General features: G+C 65.9%; 20 protein-coding genes. 8 read left to right on the forward strand and 12 right to left on the reverse strand.

The window, feature by feature from the left end:
- Window positions 1-453 precede the first annotated feature (453 nt).
- From C7T96_RS02560 to C7T96_RS23810, 3 genes are read right to left on the reverse strand one after another with little or no spacing between them, the layout of a single operon-like run.
- Complete coding sequence (locus C7T96_RS02560; RefSeq protein WP_146149130.1) at window positions 454-849, reverse strand: hypothetical protein; 396 nt, start codon at window positions 847-849, stop codon at window positions 454-456.
- On the reverse strand, window positions 839-1246 hold the full coding sequence (locus tag C7T96_RS02565; RefSeq protein WP_146149131.1) for a helix-turn-helix transcriptional regulator: 408 nt from the start codon (window positions 1244-1246) through the stop codon (window positions 839-841). Before C7T96_RS02565 ends, C7T96_RS02560 begins: the two co-directional genes overlap by 11 nt.
- The gene (locus C7T96_RS23810; RefSeq protein WP_158264291.1) at window positions 1227-1754 is read right to left on the reverse strand and encodes a hypothetical protein; all 528 of its coding nucleotides are present in this window, start codon (window positions 1752-1754) and stop codon (window positions 1227-1229) included. The genes C7T96_RS02565 and C7T96_RS23810 overlap by 20 nt, the downstream gene beginning before the upstream one ends.
- A gap of 1009 nt (window positions 1755-2763) precedes the next feature.
- On the opposite strand from C7T96_RS23810, the gene uvrA reads away from it, so the two are divergent.
- From uvrA to C7T96_RS02580, 3 genes are read left to right on the forward strand one after another with little or no spacing between them, the layout of a single operon-like run.
- Window positions 2764-5688, forward strand: coding sequence for an excinuclease ABC subunit UvrA (gene uvrA, locus C7T96_RS02570; RefSeq protein ID WP_106569582.1), 2925 nt, complete (start codon window positions 2764-2766; stop codon window positions 5686-5688).
- Between the two features lie 2 nt (window positions 5689-5690).
- Complete coding sequence (locus C7T96_RS02575; protein WP_106569583.1) at window positions 5691-6014, forward strand: DUF4258 domain-containing protein; 324 nt, start codon at window positions 5691-5693, stop codon at window positions 6012-6014.
- On the forward strand, window positions 5983-6228 hold the full coding sequence (locus C7T96_RS02580) for a hypothetical protein (protein ID WP_106569584.1): 246 nt from the start codon (window positions 5983-5985) through the stop codon (window positions 6226-6228). The genes C7T96_RS02575 and C7T96_RS02580 overlap by 32 nt, the downstream gene beginning before the upstream one ends.
- 441 nt (window positions 6229-6669) lie before the next feature.
- On the opposite strand, the gene C7T96_RS02585 is transcribed toward C7T96_RS02580, so the two are convergent.
- Entirely contained in the window at window positions 6670-7038 is a 369-nt protein-coding gene (locus tag C7T96_RS02585) for a DUF559 domain-containing protein (RefSeq protein WP_106569585.1), read from the reverse strand.
- Between the two features lie 249 nt (window positions 7039-7287).
- Window positions 7288-7656 carry a DUF559 domain-containing protein gene (locus C7T96_RS02590; RefSeq protein ID WP_106569586.1) on the reverse strand — a complete coding sequence of 123 codons (369 nt, stop codon included), beginning with the start codon at window positions 7654-7656 and terminating at the stop codon, window positions 7288-7290.
- A gap of 866 nt (window positions 7657-8522) precedes the next feature.
- Between C7T96_RS02590 and C7T96_RS02595 the strand changes: the two genes are divergently transcribed.
- Together C7T96_RS02595 and C7T96_RS02600 are read left to right on the forward strand one after the other, a co-directional pair.
- Complete coding sequence (locus C7T96_RS02595) at window positions 8523-9374, forward strand: hypothetical protein (RefSeq protein ID WP_106569587.1); 852 nt, start codon at window positions 8523-8525, stop codon at window positions 9372-9374.
- 420 nt (window positions 9375-9794) lie between these two features.
- Window positions 9795-10610, forward strand: a complete 816-nt coding sequence (locus tag C7T96_RS02600; protein ID WP_238719812.1) for a DUF72 domain-containing protein — start codon at window positions 9795-9797, stop codon at window positions 10608-10610.
- Window positions 10611-10639: 29 nt separating this feature from the next.
- Here the strand turns inward: C7T96_RS02600 and C7T96_RS24460 are convergent, their stop codons facing one another.
- The 4 genes from C7T96_RS24460 to C7T96_RS02615 form a co-directional block, all read right to left on the reverse strand.
- On the reverse strand, window positions 10640-10774 hold the full coding sequence (locus C7T96_RS24460; RefSeq protein ID WP_275068994.1) for a hypothetical protein: 135 nt from the start codon (window positions 10772-10774) through the stop codon (window positions 10640-10642).
- Between the two features lie 217 nt (window positions 10775-10991).
- A complete protein-coding gene (locus C7T96_RS02605; RefSeq protein ID WP_106569589.1) occupies window positions 10992-11321 on the reverse strand; it encodes a hypothetical protein in 330 nt (109 codons plus the stop codon).
- 90 nt (window positions 11322-11411) lie between these two features.
- Window positions 11412-12260 (reverse strand): aldo/keto reductase, encoded by an 849-nt coding sequence (locus tag C7T96_RS02610; protein WP_106569590.1) that lies wholly within the window; start codon window positions 12258-12260, stop codon window positions 11412-11414.
- Between the two features lie 3 nt (window positions 12261-12263).
- Window positions 12264-13214 (reverse strand): fatty acid desaturase, encoded by a 951-nt coding sequence (locus C7T96_RS02615; protein ID WP_106569970.1) that lies wholly within the window; start codon window positions 13212-13214, stop codon window positions 12264-12266.
- A gap of 146 nt (window positions 13215-13360) precedes the next feature.
- On the opposite strand from C7T96_RS02615, the gene C7T96_RS02620 reads away from it, so the two are divergent.
- Together C7T96_RS02620 and C7T96_RS02625 are read left to right on the forward strand one after the other, a co-directional pair.
- Entirely contained in the window at window positions 13361-14338 is a 978-nt protein-coding gene (locus C7T96_RS02620) for a heparan-alpha-glucosaminide N-acetyltransferase (RefSeq protein WP_106569591.1), read from the forward strand.
- Window positions 14335-14811 (forward strand): isoprenylcysteine carboxylmethyltransferase family protein, encoded by a 477-nt coding sequence (locus C7T96_RS02625; RefSeq protein ID WP_106569592.1) that lies wholly within the window; start codon window positions 14335-14337, stop codon window positions 14809-14811. Before C7T96_RS02620 ends, C7T96_RS02625 begins: the two co-directional genes overlap by 4 nt.
- Before the next feature lie 23 nt (window positions 14812-14834).
- Here C7T96_RS02625 and C7T96_RS02630 read toward each other — a convergent pair whose 3' ends face one another.
- A complete protein-coding gene (locus C7T96_RS02630) occupies window positions 14835-15221 on the reverse strand; it encodes a MerR family DNA-binding transcriptional regulator (RefSeq protein WP_106569593.1) in 387 nt (128 codons plus the stop codon).
- 197 nt (window positions 15222-15418) lie between these two features.
- Here C7T96_RS02630 and C7T96_RS02635 point away from each other — a divergent pair, with 197 nt between their 5' ends.
- On the forward strand, window positions 15419-15829 hold the full coding sequence (locus C7T96_RS02635; RefSeq protein WP_127598315.1) for a DUF6455 family protein: 411 nt from the start codon (window positions 15419-15421) through the stop codon (window positions 15827-15829).
- 24 nt (window positions 15830-15853) lie between these two features.
- Here the strand turns inward: C7T96_RS02635 and mgtE are convergent, their stop codons facing one another.
- Together mgtE and C7T96_RS02645 are read right to left on the reverse strand one after the other, a co-directional pair.
- Window positions 15854-17272: a magnesium transporter gene (mgtE, locus tag C7T96_RS02640; RefSeq protein ID WP_106569595.1), complete on the reverse strand. Its 1419-nt coding sequence runs from the start codon at window positions 17270-17272 to the stop codon at window positions 15854-15856.
- Between the two features lie 271 nt (window positions 17273-17543).
- Window positions 17544-18317: a hypothetical protein gene (locus C7T96_RS02645; RefSeq protein WP_106569596.1), complete on the reverse strand. Its 774-nt coding sequence runs from the start codon at window positions 18315-18317 to the stop codon at window positions 17544-17546.
- Between the last annotated feature and the right edge of the window lie 58 nt (window positions 18318-18375).

The following is an 18375-nucleotide window of genomic DNA, read 5'->3' on the forward strand; positions in this document are numbered from 1 at the left end:
TGACACTCCTGTTGTGTAGGCAGTCGCTCCTCCATATGCTTATGGGAAAGGCATCGGATTAATCACGTGAACAAAGCCAGCAATCGGTTAGAGACATTCATCGACGAAACGATCAAGCGCGGTGCAGTTAAGGGCTATCACCCGACTGTCTTCATCGGCATGAGATAGTCAAACGGCACGATTCCAGCTATCTCCAAGCTTGTTCAGAGCGCTGACCTGCAAAGCGGATTCAAGCGCTTCAACAAGCTCGATCTGCTCGATTGGACCATCGAAGCTGCTGTCGAGAAGTTTCCAGAAGAGTTCTCAAAGGACGATTTGGAATGCGCCTCATTTAGGCTGCGACAGGCGCGAGAAGAAGAACGCGGCTGCGAAGGAATTCCGCGCGAAGGCGGGCAAGAGCGCGCTGCCAATCTTTCGCCACAGCTGCGCGCGTAGTGTGCTAGGAAGGCTGCACTACGCAGATGGGACCGGTCCTCGTAGAACTTTTTTCTGTTTTATCACGGACCAGTCGCCGTCGCCCTCTTTAAAGCTCACTTTGAGTTCGCCATCCCTCTCGATGGCGATTGGCAAGTTGCCGAAGGCGATTGTCGCGGCAGTATTCGCTTCCTTCACGCTCAGGTCGAATTCCACTTCAATCGGCGGATTGACTGAAGGGCTTTCTATTTTTAAACCTAAATGATGGACATCCATTGAATCTGGAACCAACTCCACCCAAAAAGCAAGCTTCAGCATCGCCGGATAGGACGCAACAACAATATTTCCGCTGTATACGCCTATCAATATCTCTTTGTTATTTATCTCTTTTCGTATATCTTCGCATACGATAACAGACTCGACCTTAATTTGCATGTAACGCCTCGACAGATTGTGAAGCGTGACGGATGGTTATGGTTGCATTCTCTTGATTGCCAGCAACAGTGGGTTTCAACGAAGCCAGTTCATGAAATTCATTTCGCCTCACCCCGAGCTCGATCGGTGTTACGTCAAACGATAACTCGTGCCTCATCGCCAGCAGGATATCGCTCACCGTATCGAGGCGCAGATTGCCGGGTGAAGCCAGCCAGCGCGTTATCTGCTCGGGTGCTTTTCCGAGCCGACGAGCGAGCGTGGCTTTCGTCAGCCCCTTGGATTTCTCATCCAGAAAGATGCGCAACATCGCTTCGTGAATACGCGAGCGAAATCGAGCACGAAAATAGGAGCACTGCGCAATCGTAAGCGGCTCGTCCTCAGAGATCGCGCAGGTCAACAACGTTCTCGGTGATAAAGTCATTGACTCTTTTTCCCGTATGCGCTGGCCGTGTGTGAAAGCATTTTACCCATTCTCTCGTACAATCAGTCATCGCTCGCTGGAATGCCGCTGATCCAAAGGCACCTAAGTCACGTCGAAAACCTTTGTTTGTCGCTACAAAAACGTTCGGTTCTGCAAACCGGCCAAAGACTCTGATGCTGGGTTTTGGATCGACGCTGCGAATCTCCCACACTTGCCGATCTTCTGGTTCCAGCAGCTTTATGTAAGCGTCGTCATTCCTACCACCGACGGTTATCAGCCCTCCGCCTATGAAAGTGTCCAGCGTGTTGAGTAGAAGACCCGCCCTATGCGCGGTGGCCTGGTCCTGAAGTTCTGTCTCCAATTCATACTGCAGCGAACTGCTTACCAATATGATTCTACGATGAGGTATCGACGGCAGCGTCGGCTGCATGTTGACGAGCCAGCCTGCATTGACTGCGATGTTAATTTCGTCTCGAATTGACATATAAGTCAATAGCCGATGGGTTAAAGTGATCAAGGCTGATAAATTCGTCACGCAAATGCAAGGAATTCCCATCGGTGGCCTGCGAAACCTGAATGATTAGGTCGATTTTCCGCTCCCAGACCAGAAGCGGTCCCGGGACAATGGAGCGCGTTGAGTGAAGGGGGGCAGCCCTGAGGTCGAGCGAACCATCGTCGGCAGTTCAAAGGCCGGTCGCCAAGCGCTGAGACCTGATAAATTGCGATCACAGGCTGAACCGCCTCCAGCCACGCACACGCCACCCGGCCCCGCTGCGCCAGCCGACACGACGCCGCGGTTCGACGCGTGACCCGTCAAACTGCACGCCTTCGTCCGCCCGCCGCCACGCTCGCAAGAGAACGGCCTCGCCGCTACCGTTTCGAGCGCGCGAGGCCTTTGGGTTTCCCCGATCTCCGAGGATATCAGGTGATCGTCAAGGGACATCCACTCAAGGATGGCACCCTTCGCATTGGTCAGCGATGTAAGTTGATTTGACGGCGCGCGCGATCAGCCGCTCAGCGTCCGATCGGCCTCACCGTGGCTCCGCTGTGCAAGCGGAGCCGGCAGGGACTGTCCGGCGGGGTCATGCCTCCCTCCTCTGCTGGTTGCACCGACACCGTTCCGTCCGCAGCCTCGCCTTCGCGGCGCCTCGCGAAAATCCCGCCTCCGGGGATGATTTCGAGGCCGCCCTCGGAACGGTTTCAAGTCTGCGCCCCGGCCGGTGCCGCTGTCAATATCGGCGGCGCGCGATGGGCAAAATGTGATCGCGGGCGGCCGGGGCCGCCGCGCCGGGCGCCAGCCAATGTCAGGCCGGGCGCCAGCCATGTCAGGAATGCGTTCGATGTTTGTTCTTTACCCTTGCCCTCGCCCGGCAAAGGAGTCTAACTCGGTTTGACGAAAAGCCCCTCGACATGGCGGCGCGGCGACCTAGCTTGGAGGCTGGCGCGGATTCCCGTCCGCGCCTTCCCATCGCAACACGGAACGGCATTGCGGCATGGCCGATCAGAAATTCATCTCCATTCGCGGCGCGCGCGAGCACAATCTCAAAAATGTCGACCTCGACATTCCCCGCAACAGCCTCACCGTGATGACCGGCCTGTCGGGCTCGGGCAAATCGTCGCTCGCCTTCGACACGATCTACGCCGAGGGCCAGCGCCGCTACGTGGAAAGCCTGTCGGCCTATGCGCGCCAGTTCCTGGAGATGATGCAGAAGCCCGATGTCGACCAGATCGACGGCTTGAGCCCGGCGATCTCGATCGAGCAGAAGACGACGTCGAAGAATCCGCGTTCCACGGTCGGCACGGTGACCGAGATCTACGACTATATGCGGCTGTTGTTCGCGCGCGTCGGCGTGCCCTATTCGCCGGCCACCGGCCTGCCGATCGAGAGCCAGACCGTGTCGCAGATGGTCGACCGGGTGCTGGCGCTGGAGGAAGGCACGCGGCTCTACCTCCTGGCGCCGATCGTGCGCGGGCGCAAGGGCGAGTACCGCAAGGAACTGGCCGAGCTGCAGAAAAAGGGCTTTCAGCGCGTCAAGATCGACGGCGTCTTCCACGAGATCGCCGAGGCGCCGGCGCTCGACAAGAAGTTCAAGCACGATATCGACGTCGTCGTCGACCGCGTCGTGGTGCGCGACGATTTGGCCGCGCGGCTGGCCGACAGTCTGGAGACCTGCCTGCGGCTCGCCGACGGGCTCGCCGTGGCCGAGTTCGCCGACCGGCCGCTGCCGCCGGAAACCCAGTCGGGCGAAGCCGCCAACAAGTCGAAGAACGACACCCACGAGCGGTTGTTGTTTTCGGAAAAATTCGCCTGCCCGGTGTCGGGCTTCACCATTCCCGAGATCGAGCCGCGGCTTTTCTCCTTCAACAACCCGTTCGGCGCCTGCCCGTCCTGCGACGGGCTCGGCAGCCAGCGCGCCATCGATCCCGAATTGGTGGTGCCCGATGACGGGCTGACCCTGCGCGACGGCGCGGTCGCGCCCTGGGCGCGCTCGACCTCGCCCTATTACGCCCAGACGCTGGAGGCGCTCGGCAAGGCCTATGATTTCAAGATCGGCCAGCGCTGGCGCGACCTGCCCGAGCCGGCGCGCCGGGCGATCCTTCACGGCACCGGCGAGCGCCAGATCGTCTTTTCCTACGATGACGGGCTGCGCTCCTACCAGACGACAAAAACCTTCGAGGGCGTGATCCCCAATCTGGAACGGCGCTGGAAGGAGACCGAGTCGGCCTGGAGCCGCGAGGAGATCGAGCGTTACATGGCCTCCAGCCCCTGCCCGGCCTGTTCGGGCTACCGGCTGAAACCGGAGGCGCTGGCGGTCAAGATCGACGGGCAGCATATCGGCGCGGTCACCCAGCTTTCGATCCGCAAGGCCGGCGCCTGGTTCGAGGCGCTGCCGGCCCGGCTCACCGACAAGCAGAACGAGATCGCCGGGCGCATCCTGAAGGAAATCCGCGAGCGGCTCGCCTTCCTCAACGATGTCGGGCTCGACTATCTCAGCCTGTCGCGCAATTCCGGCACGCTGTCGGGCGGCGAGAGCCAGCGCATCCGGCTCGCCTCGCAGATCGGTTCGGGCCTGACCGGCGTGCTCTACGTGCTCGACGAACCCTCGATCGGGCTGCATCAGCGCGACAATGCCCGCCTGCTCGACACGCTCAAGCATCTGCGCGACCTCGACAACACGGTGATCGTGGTCGAGCACGACGAGGACGCCATCCTGACCGCCGACCACGTGGTCGACATCGGCCCGGCCGCCGGCATCCATGGCGGGCGCGTCGTCGCAAAGGGCACGCCGGCCGACATTCTGGCCGACCCCGGCTCGCTGACCGGGCAATATTTGTCGGGCGCGCTGGCGATCCCGACGCGCGACGCGCCGCGGCCGCTGAAGAAGGGCCGCCGCATCAAGGTCGTCGGCGCGCGCGGCAACAATTTGAAGGACGTCACCGCCGAGATCCCGCTCGGCACGTTTGCCTGCGTCACCGGCGTGTCGGGCGGCGGCAAGTCGACCTTTCTGATCGAGACGCTCTACAAGGCCGCCTCGCGCCGCATCATGGGGTCGCGCGAGCATCCGGCCGAGCACGAGCGCATCGAGGGGCTGGAATTCCTCGACAAGGTGATCGACATCGACCAGTCGCCGATCGGCCGCACGCCGCGCTCCAACCCGGCCACCTATACCGGCGCCTTCACCCCGATCCGCGACTGGTTCGCCGGCCTGCCCGAGGCCAAGGCGCGCGGCTACCAGCCGGGCCGCTTCTCCTTCAACGTCAAGGGCGGGCGCTGCGAGGCCTGCCAGGGCGACGGCGTCATCAAGATCGAGATGCATTTTCTGCCCGACGTCTACGTCACCTGCGACGTGTGCCACGGCAAGCGCTACAATCGCGAGACGCTCGAGGTCACGTTCAAGGAAAAATCGATCGCCGACGTGCTCGACATGACGGTCGAGGAAGGCGCGGAGTTCTTCGCCGCCGTGCCGGCGGTGCGCGACAAGCTGCAGACGCTCGCCAAGGTCGGCCTCGGCTACGTCCATATCGGCCAGCAGGCCACCACCTTGTCGGGCGGCGAGGCGCAGCGCATCAAGCTCGCCAAGGAATTGTCGCGCAAGGCGACCGGCAAGACGCTCTACATTCTCGACGAGCCGACCACCGGCCTGCATTTCCACGACGTGGCCAAACTGCTCGACGTGCTGCACGAGCTGGTCGACCAGGGCAACACCGTGGTCGTCATCGAGCACAATCTGGAGGTGATCAAGACCGCCGACTGGATCCTCGATCTCGGCCCGGAAGGCGGCGACGGCGGCGGCGAACTGGTCGCCTCGGGCACGCCGAACGACATCATCGCCGAGGAGCGCAGCTATACCGGCCGGTTTTTGAAGGAGCTCCTGGAACGCCGGCCGGGGGGACGCAAGCGGGTGGCTGCGGAGTAGGGATGGACGATCTCGCCGATCGGATACGCAACCGGATCGCGAGCGGCGCGTTCAGGATCTCGGATCACGCGCAGGGGCGGTTGGATGAAAGACGCCTGCTGCTTTCGGATATTCTGGCAAGCGTCGCGTCGTGGTCTGTCATCGAAACATATGAAAGCGGCCGCATGGGACCGTCCCTCCTCGCAAGGCACGTGTTGCCGGGTGGTCCGATCCATGCTGTCTGGGGTATGATAAACGAAAATGCGGTTCATGCCGTTCTCGTGACGGTCTATCTGCCTGACAAGGAGCTGTGGGATGAGCAGTTCACGATCCGACGCAAGGCGTGAGGAAGTAACGCGGCTCGTTGAGGAAGGCGGCTATGTCGCCAAGATTCGCGTCACGCTGATCTACGAAACCGACGACCCGACCAATTGGGGCCCGTATCTGTCGGCCGATGACGCGCTCAAGCTCGACGCGGTGCGCAGCGCGTTGAGGCGCGGCGACATAGCCGGCGCTGCCCGCCACGGTGAGATTTTCGAGCTGTTACCGGTGTCGGCGTAGCGGCGGCGAACTGGTCGCCTCGGGCACGCCGGACGACATCATCGCCGAGGAGCGCAGCTATACCGGCCAGTTTTTGAAGGAACTCCTGGAACGCCGGCCGGGGGGACGCAAGCGGGTGGCTGCGGAGTAGAGGGGCCAAGAAACTATCAGGGGACGGGAGGCGCGGCCGGTCTTCGCGTGCTCCAGGAACACCGCGCTGTTCCCCCCTCTTGCGCAGTCTAAGGCCTGGCTGCGCCAGAACCAAGACTTCGCTTTCTCCCCCGCATCGGGGGGAGAAAAAACCCCGCATCGATACCGTGACCGACCGCCAACGCCGGCGATCGGCGCCAAGGCCGCAGCCCCCTATCTCCCCCCATGCGGGGGAGAAAGCAAAATCGACGTCTTGGCGAAGCCAAGTGTCAGATTTTGCCAGAGGGGGGATCGGAGGCCCGCTCCCGCCGATCACCACCGCTTGCCCGCTGCCGCCAGGATCTGCGCGCACACCCCATCGATGTTTCGCACCACGTCGTCGTTCCAGAACCGCAGCACCGTGAACCCGTTTTGGCGAAAATGCGCGTCGCGCCTTGTATCCGAGGCCGACCCCGCGTGCTGGCCGCCATCGACCTCGACGATCAGCTTCGGCCGGAAACAGACGAAATCCAGAATATAGCCGTCGAGCGGATATTGCCTGCGGAAGCTCAGCCCCTCGAGCTGGCTCCGGCGCACCGCTTGCCAAAGCAGGTTTTCCGCCTTGGTGGCATCCTTGCGCATCTCCCGCGCGCGGTTGCGGTGGCTTGCCGGCGGCTGGTAACGCACGGGCTTCCCCTGCATCGATCCCCCCTCTTGCGCAGTCTAAGGCCTGGCTACGCCAGGACCAAGACTGCGCTATCTCCCCCGCAAAGGGGGGAGATAGGGCACGCAGCGGCGACGCAGCATCCAGTCTTCGACCCCGGCGATTCGCACAAACGCGGACACCGGCTTCATCTCCCCCCATTGCGGGGGAGAAAGCAAAATCGACGTCTTGGCGAAGCCAAGTGTCAGATTTTGCAAGAGGGGGGATCGGAGGCCCGCTCCCACCGATCACCGTCGCTTCCCCACCGCCGCCAGGATCTGCGCGCACACCCCATCGATATTTCGCACCACGTCGTCGTTCCAGAACCGCAGCACCGTGAACCCGTTTTGGCGAAAATGCGCGTCGCGCCTTGTATCCGAGGCCGACCCCGCGTGCTGGCCGCCATCGACCTCCACGATCAGCTTCGGCCGGAAACAGACGAAATCCAGAATATAGCCGTCGAGCGGATATTGCCTGCGGAAGCTCAGCCCCTCGAGCTGGCTCCGGCGCACCGCTTGCCAAAGCAGGTTTTCCGCCTTGGTGGCATCCTTGCGCATTTCCCGCGCATGGCTGCGGTGGCTTGCCGGCGGCTGGTAACGCACGGGCTCCCCCTGCATCGATCCCCCCTCTTGCGCAGTCTAAGGCCTGGCTGCGCCAGGACCAAGACTGCGCTTTCTCCCCCGCAAAGGGGGGAGATAGGGCGCGCAGCGGCGACGCAGCACCCAGTCTTCGACCCCGGCGATTCGCACAAACGCGGACACCGGCTTCATCTCCCCCCATTGCGGGGGAGATAGGGCGCGCGGCGGCGACGCAGCACCCAGTCTTCGACCTCGGCGATTTGCAACAAGCGGAGACACCGGCTTCATCTCCCCCCATTGCGGGGGAGAAAGCAAAATCGATATCTTGGCGCAGCCAAGTGTCAGATTTTGCAAGAGGGGGGATCGGACGGAGGCGCGGCCGGCTGTCGCTTGATCCTGCAACACCGCGCCGTTCCCCCCTCTTGCGAAGCTAAGGCCTGGCTTCGCCAGGGCCAAGACTTCGCTTTCTCCCCCGCAAAGGGGGGAGATAGGGCGCGCGGCGGCGACGCAGCACCCAGTCTTCGACCTCGGCGATTCGCACAAACGCGGACACCGGCTTCGTCTCCCCCCATGCGGGGGAGAAAGCAAAATCGATATCTTGGCGCAGCCAAGTGTCAGATTTTGCAAGAGGGGGGATCGGTTTCGGGAAATAGCCCCGCCGGCGCAAAAATCGATCCACCCCCCTCCCAACCTCGCCCACACTCCCGCCACCCGAAAACGGAGGCGGCGATGGACTGGCAGGCTGCGATCGACAAACATCGCGACGCGCTGCGGCGGGTGCTTTCAGCACTTGTGGCCATGGCCGGGCTCGGCGACAGCCACCCCGCGCTCTGGCCTGCCGGCCATCGCCCCAACAAAGGGAAAGAAAAGCCGGCCTCACCCTGCCCCGCCATCGCCACCGCGCGGTGCTGCGCGTGCTGCGCCCGGCCGAAGCGGCCGTGCGGCGGCTTATCATCGTCGCCGCGCGCGGCCTGGTCGTGCCGCCGCCGGCGCCGCGCCCGCGCCGGCCGAAGCCGGCGCCAACCATCCTGCGCCGCCCCGGCGGCACCGGTGTGTGGATACGGCGCGGGTGCCGCCAGCCCTCGCGCCTCGCGTCCCTGCCGCCCCACCCTCCTGTCCACACCGGCGCCGAAGACGGCCGCGCAGCCTCCGCCGCCGGCCGGGACACGACGCCGGGCAAGGCCTGCGCTGCGTGCGGCGCCGGCTTGCCCCGCCGCCCCGCCTTCCGGCTGCTCGACCCGCCGCGACGGCTGCCGCGCCCGGCGCGGCCGACGCAAAGCCTCGTGCCGCGCATCTGGGTGCCGGGCGCGGCGGCGCCGTTTGCGCTTGCCGAACGCCGGCCGCCGTCGCGCCACGACCCGATCGACGCCACCCGGCTTCGCCTGCGGCTGGAAGCCCTTGCCGCAGCCCTTGACGACATCCCGGCCCAGGCCCGCCGCTTCGCCCGCTGGCGCGCGACCCGCGAGGCCCGCGACGCGCGCGGCGACAGCGCGCCCACGGCCGCTCCCGCGGCTTGCCCGCCGGTTTTCGGGCAGGATCGGCGCGGCCCCGAGACGCAGCCGAGCCCGGCGCGCCGGGCTGGGGATCCTCAACGCGCCCCACGACACCGCAACCGCCGCGTCTGGCCGTTGCGCACCGGGCGGCCGCCCGGCCAGAGCCGGGCCGAGCGCCGCCGGCCCTCGCACGAAATCCAGACAATTTTGACCGACGTCCACGGCCTCGCCTTCTGGGCGCTGGAGGCGCCCGACACGTCGTGACCGGTCTCCCGCCCCCCCCCGGCAGCGCTTCGCGCGGCGAAAACCCCTTCGCCGCGCCCGCCTTCGCGCGCCTTCGCCTTGCCGCGCCCCGCAAAACGGCGGCAGCCACGGCGGCGCCACCACAGCCGGGACCCGGCACCCCTATTCCCTATTCCCGCCTGCCCCTGTCAGCAGACCGCCGCTTTCGGATGGACAGGCGCCGGCAAAGCCCGCATCTTCGCCGGGCAAAACTCTCAGGAACGGAATAATGCACGCCGTGATCCCTCTTCTCTCCGGCTCCGGTCGCGCAGCGAGCGCAAGGCCGGCCGGCCGGCCCGCCCCGGGCTTGAACCGGTATCGCGCCTCCCGGCGCGGAAAGCCAAGCGCGCGGATGCGCCCGCCGGCGCGCGGGGCCGGACAACAAAACCGGAGCCCCGCGCCATGAGTTCGGCCATGGGAACAATCCGCGCCGGCATGGGCGGCTGGACCTACGCGCCCTGGGAGGGCACGTTCTATCCCGAAAAACTCGCCAAGAAGCGCCAGCTCGAATACGCCGCGCGCCAGGTGCCGACGATCGAGGTCAACGGCACCTATTATTCGAGCTTCAAGGAGCCGACCTTCATGAAATGGGCGGCCGAGACGCCCGACGATTTCGTCCTGTCGCTGAAGGGCAACCGCTTCATCACCAATCGCCGGGTGCTGGCCGAGGCGGGCGAGTCGCTGGCGCGGTTTTTGGGCTCCGGCGTCGCCGCGCTCGGCCCAAAACTCGGGCCGCTTTTGTGGCAGTTCGCGCCGACCAAGAAATTCGACCCGGAGGATTTCGCCGCGTTTCTGGCCCTGCTGCCGGCAACCCATGACGGGGTCGCGCTGCGCCACGCGATCGAGCTGCGCCATCCGAGTTTTGTTGTGCCGGAGCTGGTCGCGCTGGCGCACCGCCACAAGGTGGCGATCGTTTTCGCCGACCACGCCAAATATCCGGCGATCGCCGACGTCACCGGCGATTTCGTCTATGCAAGGCTGCAGACCGGCGCCGACGACAATGCGCACTGCTATCCCGAGACCGCGCTCGACGGCTGGGCCGCGCGCGCCAAGATCTGGGCCGCCGGCGGCGTGCCCGACGATTTGCCGCGCGCCGACCCGGCCTTCGCGCCGGAGAAGAAACCGCGCGACGTGTTCGTCTATTTCATCACCGAGGGAAAGCTGCGCGCGCCGTTCGGCGCCATGGCGCTGATGCGGCGGGTCGACGGCGGGGCATGAGCGAACCGGCCCGCCGGCGGCCCCGGGCGCTAGACCAGCACCAGCACCAGGGCGATGGCCGCAAGGATGCCGCCGAACGCGGCCTCGCCCGGCCGCACCGGCCGGGCCGGGCTTCTCGGATAGGCGCTGCGGTTTCGTCTCGACGCAATCTGCGCATGGGTCACGACAGGCACTCCTTGCTGCGGGCCCGCGGGCCCTGGCTTCACCCGTCCCCTGTTCCGTCCGCCGCCGGGGCCCGTGCTCGGGCCGCCGCCGGTCCGGCGCGCGCCACATCGTGCCGGTCGCGATCACATGGGCACGGCCGGGCCGCGCTTCAAGCCCGCGCGCGGCGCGGGCCGCGCACTTGCGTTCAAGAAGCGGTTACCTTCCGTGACCGGCCGGTCAAAACGCCCGCGGCGGTACGAACAGGCAGATCGTGCGGCCGTCATTCCTGCCGGCGACCGAGCACCAGTGGAAATCGCCGTCCGGCGAATTGCGCACCCTTGTGTCGCCATATCCCACCACCTCGCCGGTGGTGGCGATCACATAGCCTTCCGGGCGCTCGCTCACGGCCTTGGTCGGCACCATGCGGCAGTCGAAGCCCGAGCAGCAGGCGAAGGGATATTTCCAGCCTTGCGGCTGGGCCGCGCTCGGCAGCGCGTCATGGGCGAGCGCGGTGCCGGCGGTACACAGCGCGGCGGCGGCCAGCAGAGGTTTTCCTGCAAAGAACATCGCGGTTCTCCAAGGTTTCCTCCCGTGAAAAATCATCCGCCCGATTCGGTTAACGCGCCGTTAACCATTGCTTCCGCCCCAGGCCCGGCCTCAGGCCTCGTCCCATTGCGGCGAAAAGGCGTAGTCGCACAGGCGGTCGCCCGCCCGTCCCAGCGCCGAGATCGCCGCCATCTCCGCATCCGACAGGGCGAAATCGAACACGGCCAGGTTTTCCGCCAGCCTGTCCCGGCGCGTGGTGCGCGGGATCGCGGCCACGCCGGGCTGCTGGACATGCCAGCGCAGCACGATCTGGGCCGGGCTGCGGCCGTGGCGCCGGGCGGCCTGGCGGATGGCCGGTTCGTCCAGCAGCGCGCCGCCGCGATGGAGCGGACAATAGGACACCATCGCCATGCCCGCGGCCCGGCACGCCGCCAGAAGCTTGTCTTGCGCCAGGCGGGGATGGTGTTCGACCTGGTTGGCGACAAGCGGATGGGCGCTGGCCGCCAGCGCCCGGCGCAGCAGGCCGGTGGGAAAGTTCGACACGCCGATATGGCGCGCCATGCCGGCCTCGCGCACCGCCCCCAGCGCGCGCATGCTGTGCTCGACGGGCACGGCCGGGTTGGGCCAGTGGATCAGCAGCAGATCGACATGATCGAGGCCGAGCCGGCGCAGGCTCGCCTCGGCCGAGCGCTCCAGCGCGCCGGGCGCGATGTCGGTGTACCAGACCTTGGTGGTCACGAACACGTCGCCGCGCGGCAGGCCGGCGGCGCGCAGCCCCGCCCCCACCTCGGCCTCGTTCTCATACATGGCCGCGGTGTCGACATGGCGGTAGCCGAGCGCCAGGGCCTCGGCGACCAGATCGGCGCAGGCCCGGCCCCGCAGCGTCCAGGTGCCGAGCCCGATCGCCGGGATCGACGCGCCGTTGGCTTGGATAGTGGCGGCTTCGACAGGCTCGGTCACGGCTCAGCCCTCGCGCGCCGCGCGCACGGGGCGCGGCGTCATGGTCGGGTTCGGACTGATATTGGGCTCGGTGATGCGCCAGGCCAGGCCGAGCGCGCCGAGCAGGCGGATGATCAGATAGGTGCCGTCGATCTCCCACCAGCGATGGCCGTGGCGGGCCGAGCGCGGATCGGCGTGATGGTTGTTGTGCCAGCCCTCGCCGAGCGCGATCAGGCCGAACAGGATGTTGTTGCGGCTGTGCTCGCCGGTCTCGTAGTTGCGGTAGCCCCACAGATGGGTGACCGAGTTGATCGCCCAGGAATTGTGCCAGTAAAGCACCGTGCGCACGAACACGCCCCACACCAGCAGGCTGAGCGCGAAGCGCAGCGCCTGCGAAACGGTGCCGCCGGCAAAAAACTCGATCGCAAACCCCGCCGCCAGGAACACGACCATCTGCGCGCCGATGATGCCGAGATAGTATTTTTGGCTTTCCAGCCGGCGGTAGAACGGATCGCGCAGCACGTCCTTGGCATAGCGCGCATAGATCTCGTAGCGCGACATGTCCGGCGCCTTGACCAGCAGCCAGCCGATATGGGCCCACAGGAAACTGCGGATCGGCGAATGCGGGTCGGGCGCGTCGTCGGCGTGTTCGTGATGCTTGCGATGCACGGCGACCCAGTGGGCGGGCGTGTCCTGAAACGAGCATACCGCCAGCACGGCGAGGCAGCGTTCCAGCCATTTCGGGCACTGGAAGCCCTTGTGAGTCAGGCAGCGATGATAGAAGAGTTGGATGCCGAGCGTGCCGAAGACGACCGTGCCCGCCATGCACACGACGACCGAGCGCCAGTCGAAGAAATAGGGAACGAAGGCGAGCAGGGCGACGAGATGGAAGACCCCGATGCTGACGATGTTGAGCCAGTTGAGTTCGTAGGGCGGCCGGACGATCCGTCCGCTCGACGGCGAGCCTGCTTGCATGACGATTGCCCCCCTTGCCCGACGCGACACCGCAACAAAGTCCAGCACAGCCCGTTTGATGTCAATCCAGCCCACCGGCGCCGGCCGAAAAACCGCCATGCGGTTTTTGCCGGGGCCGCCGCCGCCTGTCCGTGGCAGCACGCTCGATGACGCAGCCCCCCACGATTGCCCGCATCGCCCTGATCGACGTTTTGCGCGGCGCGGCGCTGGTGGCGATGGCGATCTATCATTTCGCCTGGGATCTGGAATTTTTCGGCTATGCCGAGCCCGGCATGACGGCGGTGGGCGGGTGGAAGCTCTTTGCCCGGTCGATCGCCTCGTCCTTCCTGGCCCTGGCCGGCTTCAGCCTGGTTCTGGCCCACAGCCGCGGCATCCGCTGGCCGTCCTTCGCGCGCCGGCTGGCCAAGGTCGGCGCCGCCGCCGCCGCGATCAGCGTCGCGACCTATCTGGCCATGCCGGAGAGCTTCATCTTTTTCGGTATCCTGCATCAGATCGCCGTCGCCAGCGTGCTCGGCCTCGCCTTTCTGCGCGTGCCATGGTTCGTGACCGCGGTCGCGGCCGCGCTGGTGATCGCCGCGCCGAGCGTGCTCACGACGCCGCTGCTCGATCATCCGGCCTGGTGGTGGACGGGCCTGTCGGAGACCCTGCCGCGCTCCAACGACTACGTGCCGGTCTTTCCCTGGTTCGGCGCCGGCCTGGCCGGCATGGCACTGGCCCAGCTCGGCCTGCGAACCGGCGCGCTGGCCGGCCTCGCCGCCATCGCGATGCCGCGCTGGAGCGGCGTGCTTTCGCTTGCCGGGCGCTACAGCCTGTCCGTCTACCTGCTGCACCAGCCGGTGCTGATCGCCTGCGTGTTCCTGTTCTCGCAGTTCTTTCCGGCCGCGAGCCAGACCGCCGAGATGCGGTTTCAACAAGCCTGCGAGGTCCGCTGCACGCAAGAGCGCGACGCGGCGTTTTGCACGGCCTATTGCCTGTGCATGCTGGACGCGGTCGAGGAAAACGGGATGCTCGACCCGTTGTTGGCCGGGCGGGCCGACGCCGCCATGGAACAGGCGATGGCGGCGATGGCGGAAAGCTGTACGGCCGAGACGCAATCCAATTCAGGCGGGAGTGATGTGCGATGAGCGAACTGGACACGAGACCGAACCGCTTTCCCTGGCCGCCCGTCCTCTATCTGGCGGCGATCGGCGCCAGCCTGGTGCTGGCCTGGCTGGTGCCGCTGCCGTGGATCGGGCCGCCGCTGTCCGACATATTGTTCGCCGTCGGCGCGGTCACGCTGATCGGGGTGGTGTTGATCGACGTGTCGGCGATGCGCACTCTGGCGCGGGCCAAGACGACGATCATGCCGCATCGCGGCAGCGACCATCTCGTCACCGGCGGACCGTTCGCCTTCACGCGCAACCCGATCTATCTCGCCAACACGCTGCTGATGATCGGCATCGGGCTGATGACGGGGATCGTGTGGTTCCTGGTGCTGGCCGTGGTCGCCGCCTTCGCGACGCAGAAACTTGCGATCGAGCGGGAGGAACGCCACCTTACCGCGCGTTTCGGCAAGAAATATCGCGATTACGCCAAAAAGGTCCGGCGCTGGATCTGACGGGCGGGCGCAAAAGGGTCGCGTCAGGTCGTCACGCCGAGCTCGGCGAGCCGTTCCAGGCAGGATTCCTCGGCCTGATCGAGTTCGGCCAGCGTCTCCTCCAGGTCCCTGCGCTTCTGGCGCAGATCGCCGCGCTTTTCCTCGATCCGCGTCAGCATCATCTTCAACTGGCCGACCTCGCCCGGCGGCTCCTTGTACATCTGGATGATCTGGCGGATTTCGCTGATCGAGAAGCCGAGCCGCTTGCCGCGCATGATTTGGCGCACCAGAACCCGGTCGGAGGGACGAAACAGCCGGGTGCGGCCGCGGCGCAGCGGATGGATCAGCCCCTCGTCCTCGTAGAAACGCAAGGTCCGCGTCGAAATTCCGAACTCACGAGTCAGTTCCGTGATCGTATAATAGTCGCGCATCCCGTGGTCCCGCCGTCGATTCCTTGGATCAGGATGTGACACGGCGTTTACGTAAAAGTCAATTATTCGCCCTTCCGGCCCGGGCGGCGAGGCGCTTGCGGGCGCAGGCCGGCGCCGCGGCGATCGGCGTTTTGTTTGACCTGCATCAACGTTCTTGCCGCGGCGCGGGCTAGCATGCGGCCATGGAGGACGATGCGATGACCAGGCAAGCGGTATTTCAAACCCTGTCGACAGCCTTTTACGGATGGCGTCAAAGGCGGCTGGCGATGGCGGAGCTGCGCGACCTCGCCGCGCGCCATCCCGAGGCGCTGGCGCGCACGGCCGGCGAATGCGGGCTGTCGACGCGCGAGCTCAAACAGGTGGTGGCCAAGGGTACCGGCTCCGACGCGTTGATGCAGCGCATGATGGCGGCCTACGGGCTCGACCCGGAGCTTTTGGCGCATGACAGCCCGGAGCTGATGCGCGACATCGAGCTCGCCTGTTCGAATTGCGGCGCCAAGAGGCGCTGCGCCAGCACGCTCAAGCGGGTCACCGCACGCGCCGAGGCCGGCGGCTTCTGCCCCAATGCCGAGCAGTTCGCCGAGCTCAGCCTGGCCGACACGCGCTAGGTCCGGGCGCGGCAGCGGGGCGGCCTAGCCGAAGCCGAACCACAGCGTCGCCAGGCCGAGAAAGGCGAAGAAGCCGACGACGTCGGTGACGGTGGTGACGAAGACGGACGAGGCGATCGCCGGGTCGGCGCCGAGCTTGTCGAGCAGCAACGGGATCAGGATGCCGGCCAGGGCGGCGGCCAGCATGTTGACCACCATCGCCACCGCGATCACCCCGCCGAGGCCGGTGCTGCCGAACCACAAGGCGGCGACCACGCCCATGACGACGGCAAACAGCGCGCCGTTGATGATGCCGACCAGGGTCTCGCGGCGCACGATGCGCGCGGCATTGTAGATATCGAGATCCTTGGTGGCGAGCGCGCGCACCGTCACCGTCATCGTCTGGGTGGCGGCGTTGCCGCCCATCGAGGCGACGATCGGCATCAGGATGGCGAGCGCCACCATCTCGGAGATCGTGGCGTCGAACAGGCCGATCACCAGCGAGGCCAGGATGGCGGTGGCCAGATTGACCAGCAGCCAGGGTGCGCGCGAACGCGAGGTCGCCACCACCGTGTCGGAGAGTTCCTCGTCGCCGACGCCGCCCATGCGCAACAGGTCTTCCTCGGCCTCCTGCTGGATGACGTCGACGACATCGTCGATGGTCAGAACCCCGACCAGGCGCTCGTTCTCGTCGACGACGGCGGCGGAGAGAAGGTCGTATTGCTCGAATTCGCGCGCCGCCTCTTCCTGGTCCATCGTGGCCGGGATGGCGTGGCGCGTCTCGTGCATGATGTCCTCGATCTTGACCGCGCGCTTGGTGCGCAGGATCTGGTCGAGATGGACGGCGCCGAGCAGCTTGAAGGTCGGATCGACGACGAAGATCTGCGAAAACTCGTCCGGCAGGTTCTGGTCGTCGCGCATGTAGTCGATGGTCTGGCCCACGGTCCAGAACGGCGGCGCGGCGACGAACTCCGTCTGCATGCGCCGGCCGGCGGTCTCTTCGGGATAGTCGAGCGAGCGGCGCAGCCGGATACGCTCGGTGAACGGCAGCTTGGCCAGGATCTCGTCCTGGTCCTGCGCGTCGAGATCCTCGAGAATATAGACCGCGTCGTCGGAATCGAGCTCCTGCATCGCCAGGGCGATCTGCTCGTTGGGCAGATCGTCGACGATCTCCATGCGGATGGCGTCGTCGACCTCCGTCAGCGCGGAAAAATCGAAATCCTCGCCCAGCAGGTCGACCAGCGCCCGGCGCTGGTCCGGCAACAGCGCCTCGATCAGGTCGCCGAGCTCGGACTGGTGAAGCCCCGCCACATCCCGTTTCAGCGTCAGGACGTCGCGATCGGCGATCGCCGCGCCGATATGGGTCAGGAAGGAGGGCCGGATGAAACCGTCATCGCTGTAGAGACCGATCTCGACCGGTTCCTGCGGGGTTTCGCCGACGCTTTCGTTTTGAGGACCGACCACCGACCAACTCCGCAATCGTGTTTCGTGATGTCTGCCTTATCCGGATCTCGCACGGGGACGCGTATGTGCCGCGACACGAAGCAACATGTGCCCCCCGCGCGAACGACGTTCTCCCCGCCCCCGACCTAGAGCCGTTGCGCGCCAAATGGAAGCGGGGCCATACGGATTTTCGTCACCGACGCGGCAATCTCGGCGCGCCACGCGGTCGGCCGGATGCGCGACAGGCGGCGCGAGCAAAGGGCGCTCCAGGCGGGCGGCGCGCCGCGCGCGGTCAGTCGCGGATGCGCCGCAGGATGGTCAGGCTCTCCTCGCGGTCGAGCGCGTCGCGCACCACGTCGGGCACGCCGGCCCCGCCCTTGCCCGCCGCCGCGTCGAGCGCGACGTCGCGGATCGTCACGCTCAGCGTGTGGGTGACCTGCCTGGCGGCCCCGAACGAAATATCGGCGCCGAGCAGGCTCAGGCCCGGCGTGGCGACGGCGATGCTCGGCCGTGCGCGGCCGTCCTGGGTGACCTGGAAGGCGACGTCGTAGGAATAGGCGGCCGGGGTCTCGCGCACATTGATCAGCGCCACCGTGGTCTGCAGGATCCACTCCTTCAGGCCGAGCCCGCCGGCGATACGTTCGGGCGGGTTGGCGATCTCGCCCGAACAGGCCAGTTCGGTGAACGGGTAATAGACCGAGACCGTGGTGTCGACGGAGTTGACGTGACGCCGGCTCGCCCCGAGGCCGAGAGCGGCGGTGCCGTTGGTGACGGGAATGACGAAATTGGCGTTGCCGCCGCCATCGACGATCCGGACCAGTTTCAACCCGGCGGTCGCCTTGGCGTATTGCCGACCGACGGTGATGCCGGCCTCGCGCAGCCGCTCGGCCAGGCGGGGTTCCGCCTTGATCAGAACCAGCGCCTCGCACAGTTCCTGCTCGACCGTGTAGAACAGCGATTCGACCTTGACGTAGTCGTCGTCGGCGAAGTCCGGCAGGCTCGCGCAGCCCGCCAGCGCAAAAACAAGAACAGCGTGAAGCAGTCCCCCGCGCCATGCCAACCGCATGCGTTCCTCCCCGGCCCCTGATCCTCGATCCATTTTCGACCGCCGGCCCGGCAGAGGG

It is taken from the genome of Nitratireductor sp. StC3 (genome assembly GCF_003015025.1).
GTDB lineage: Bacteria > Pseudomonadota > Alphaproteobacteria > Rhizobiales > Rhizobiaceae > Mangrovimarina > Mangrovimarina alexandrii.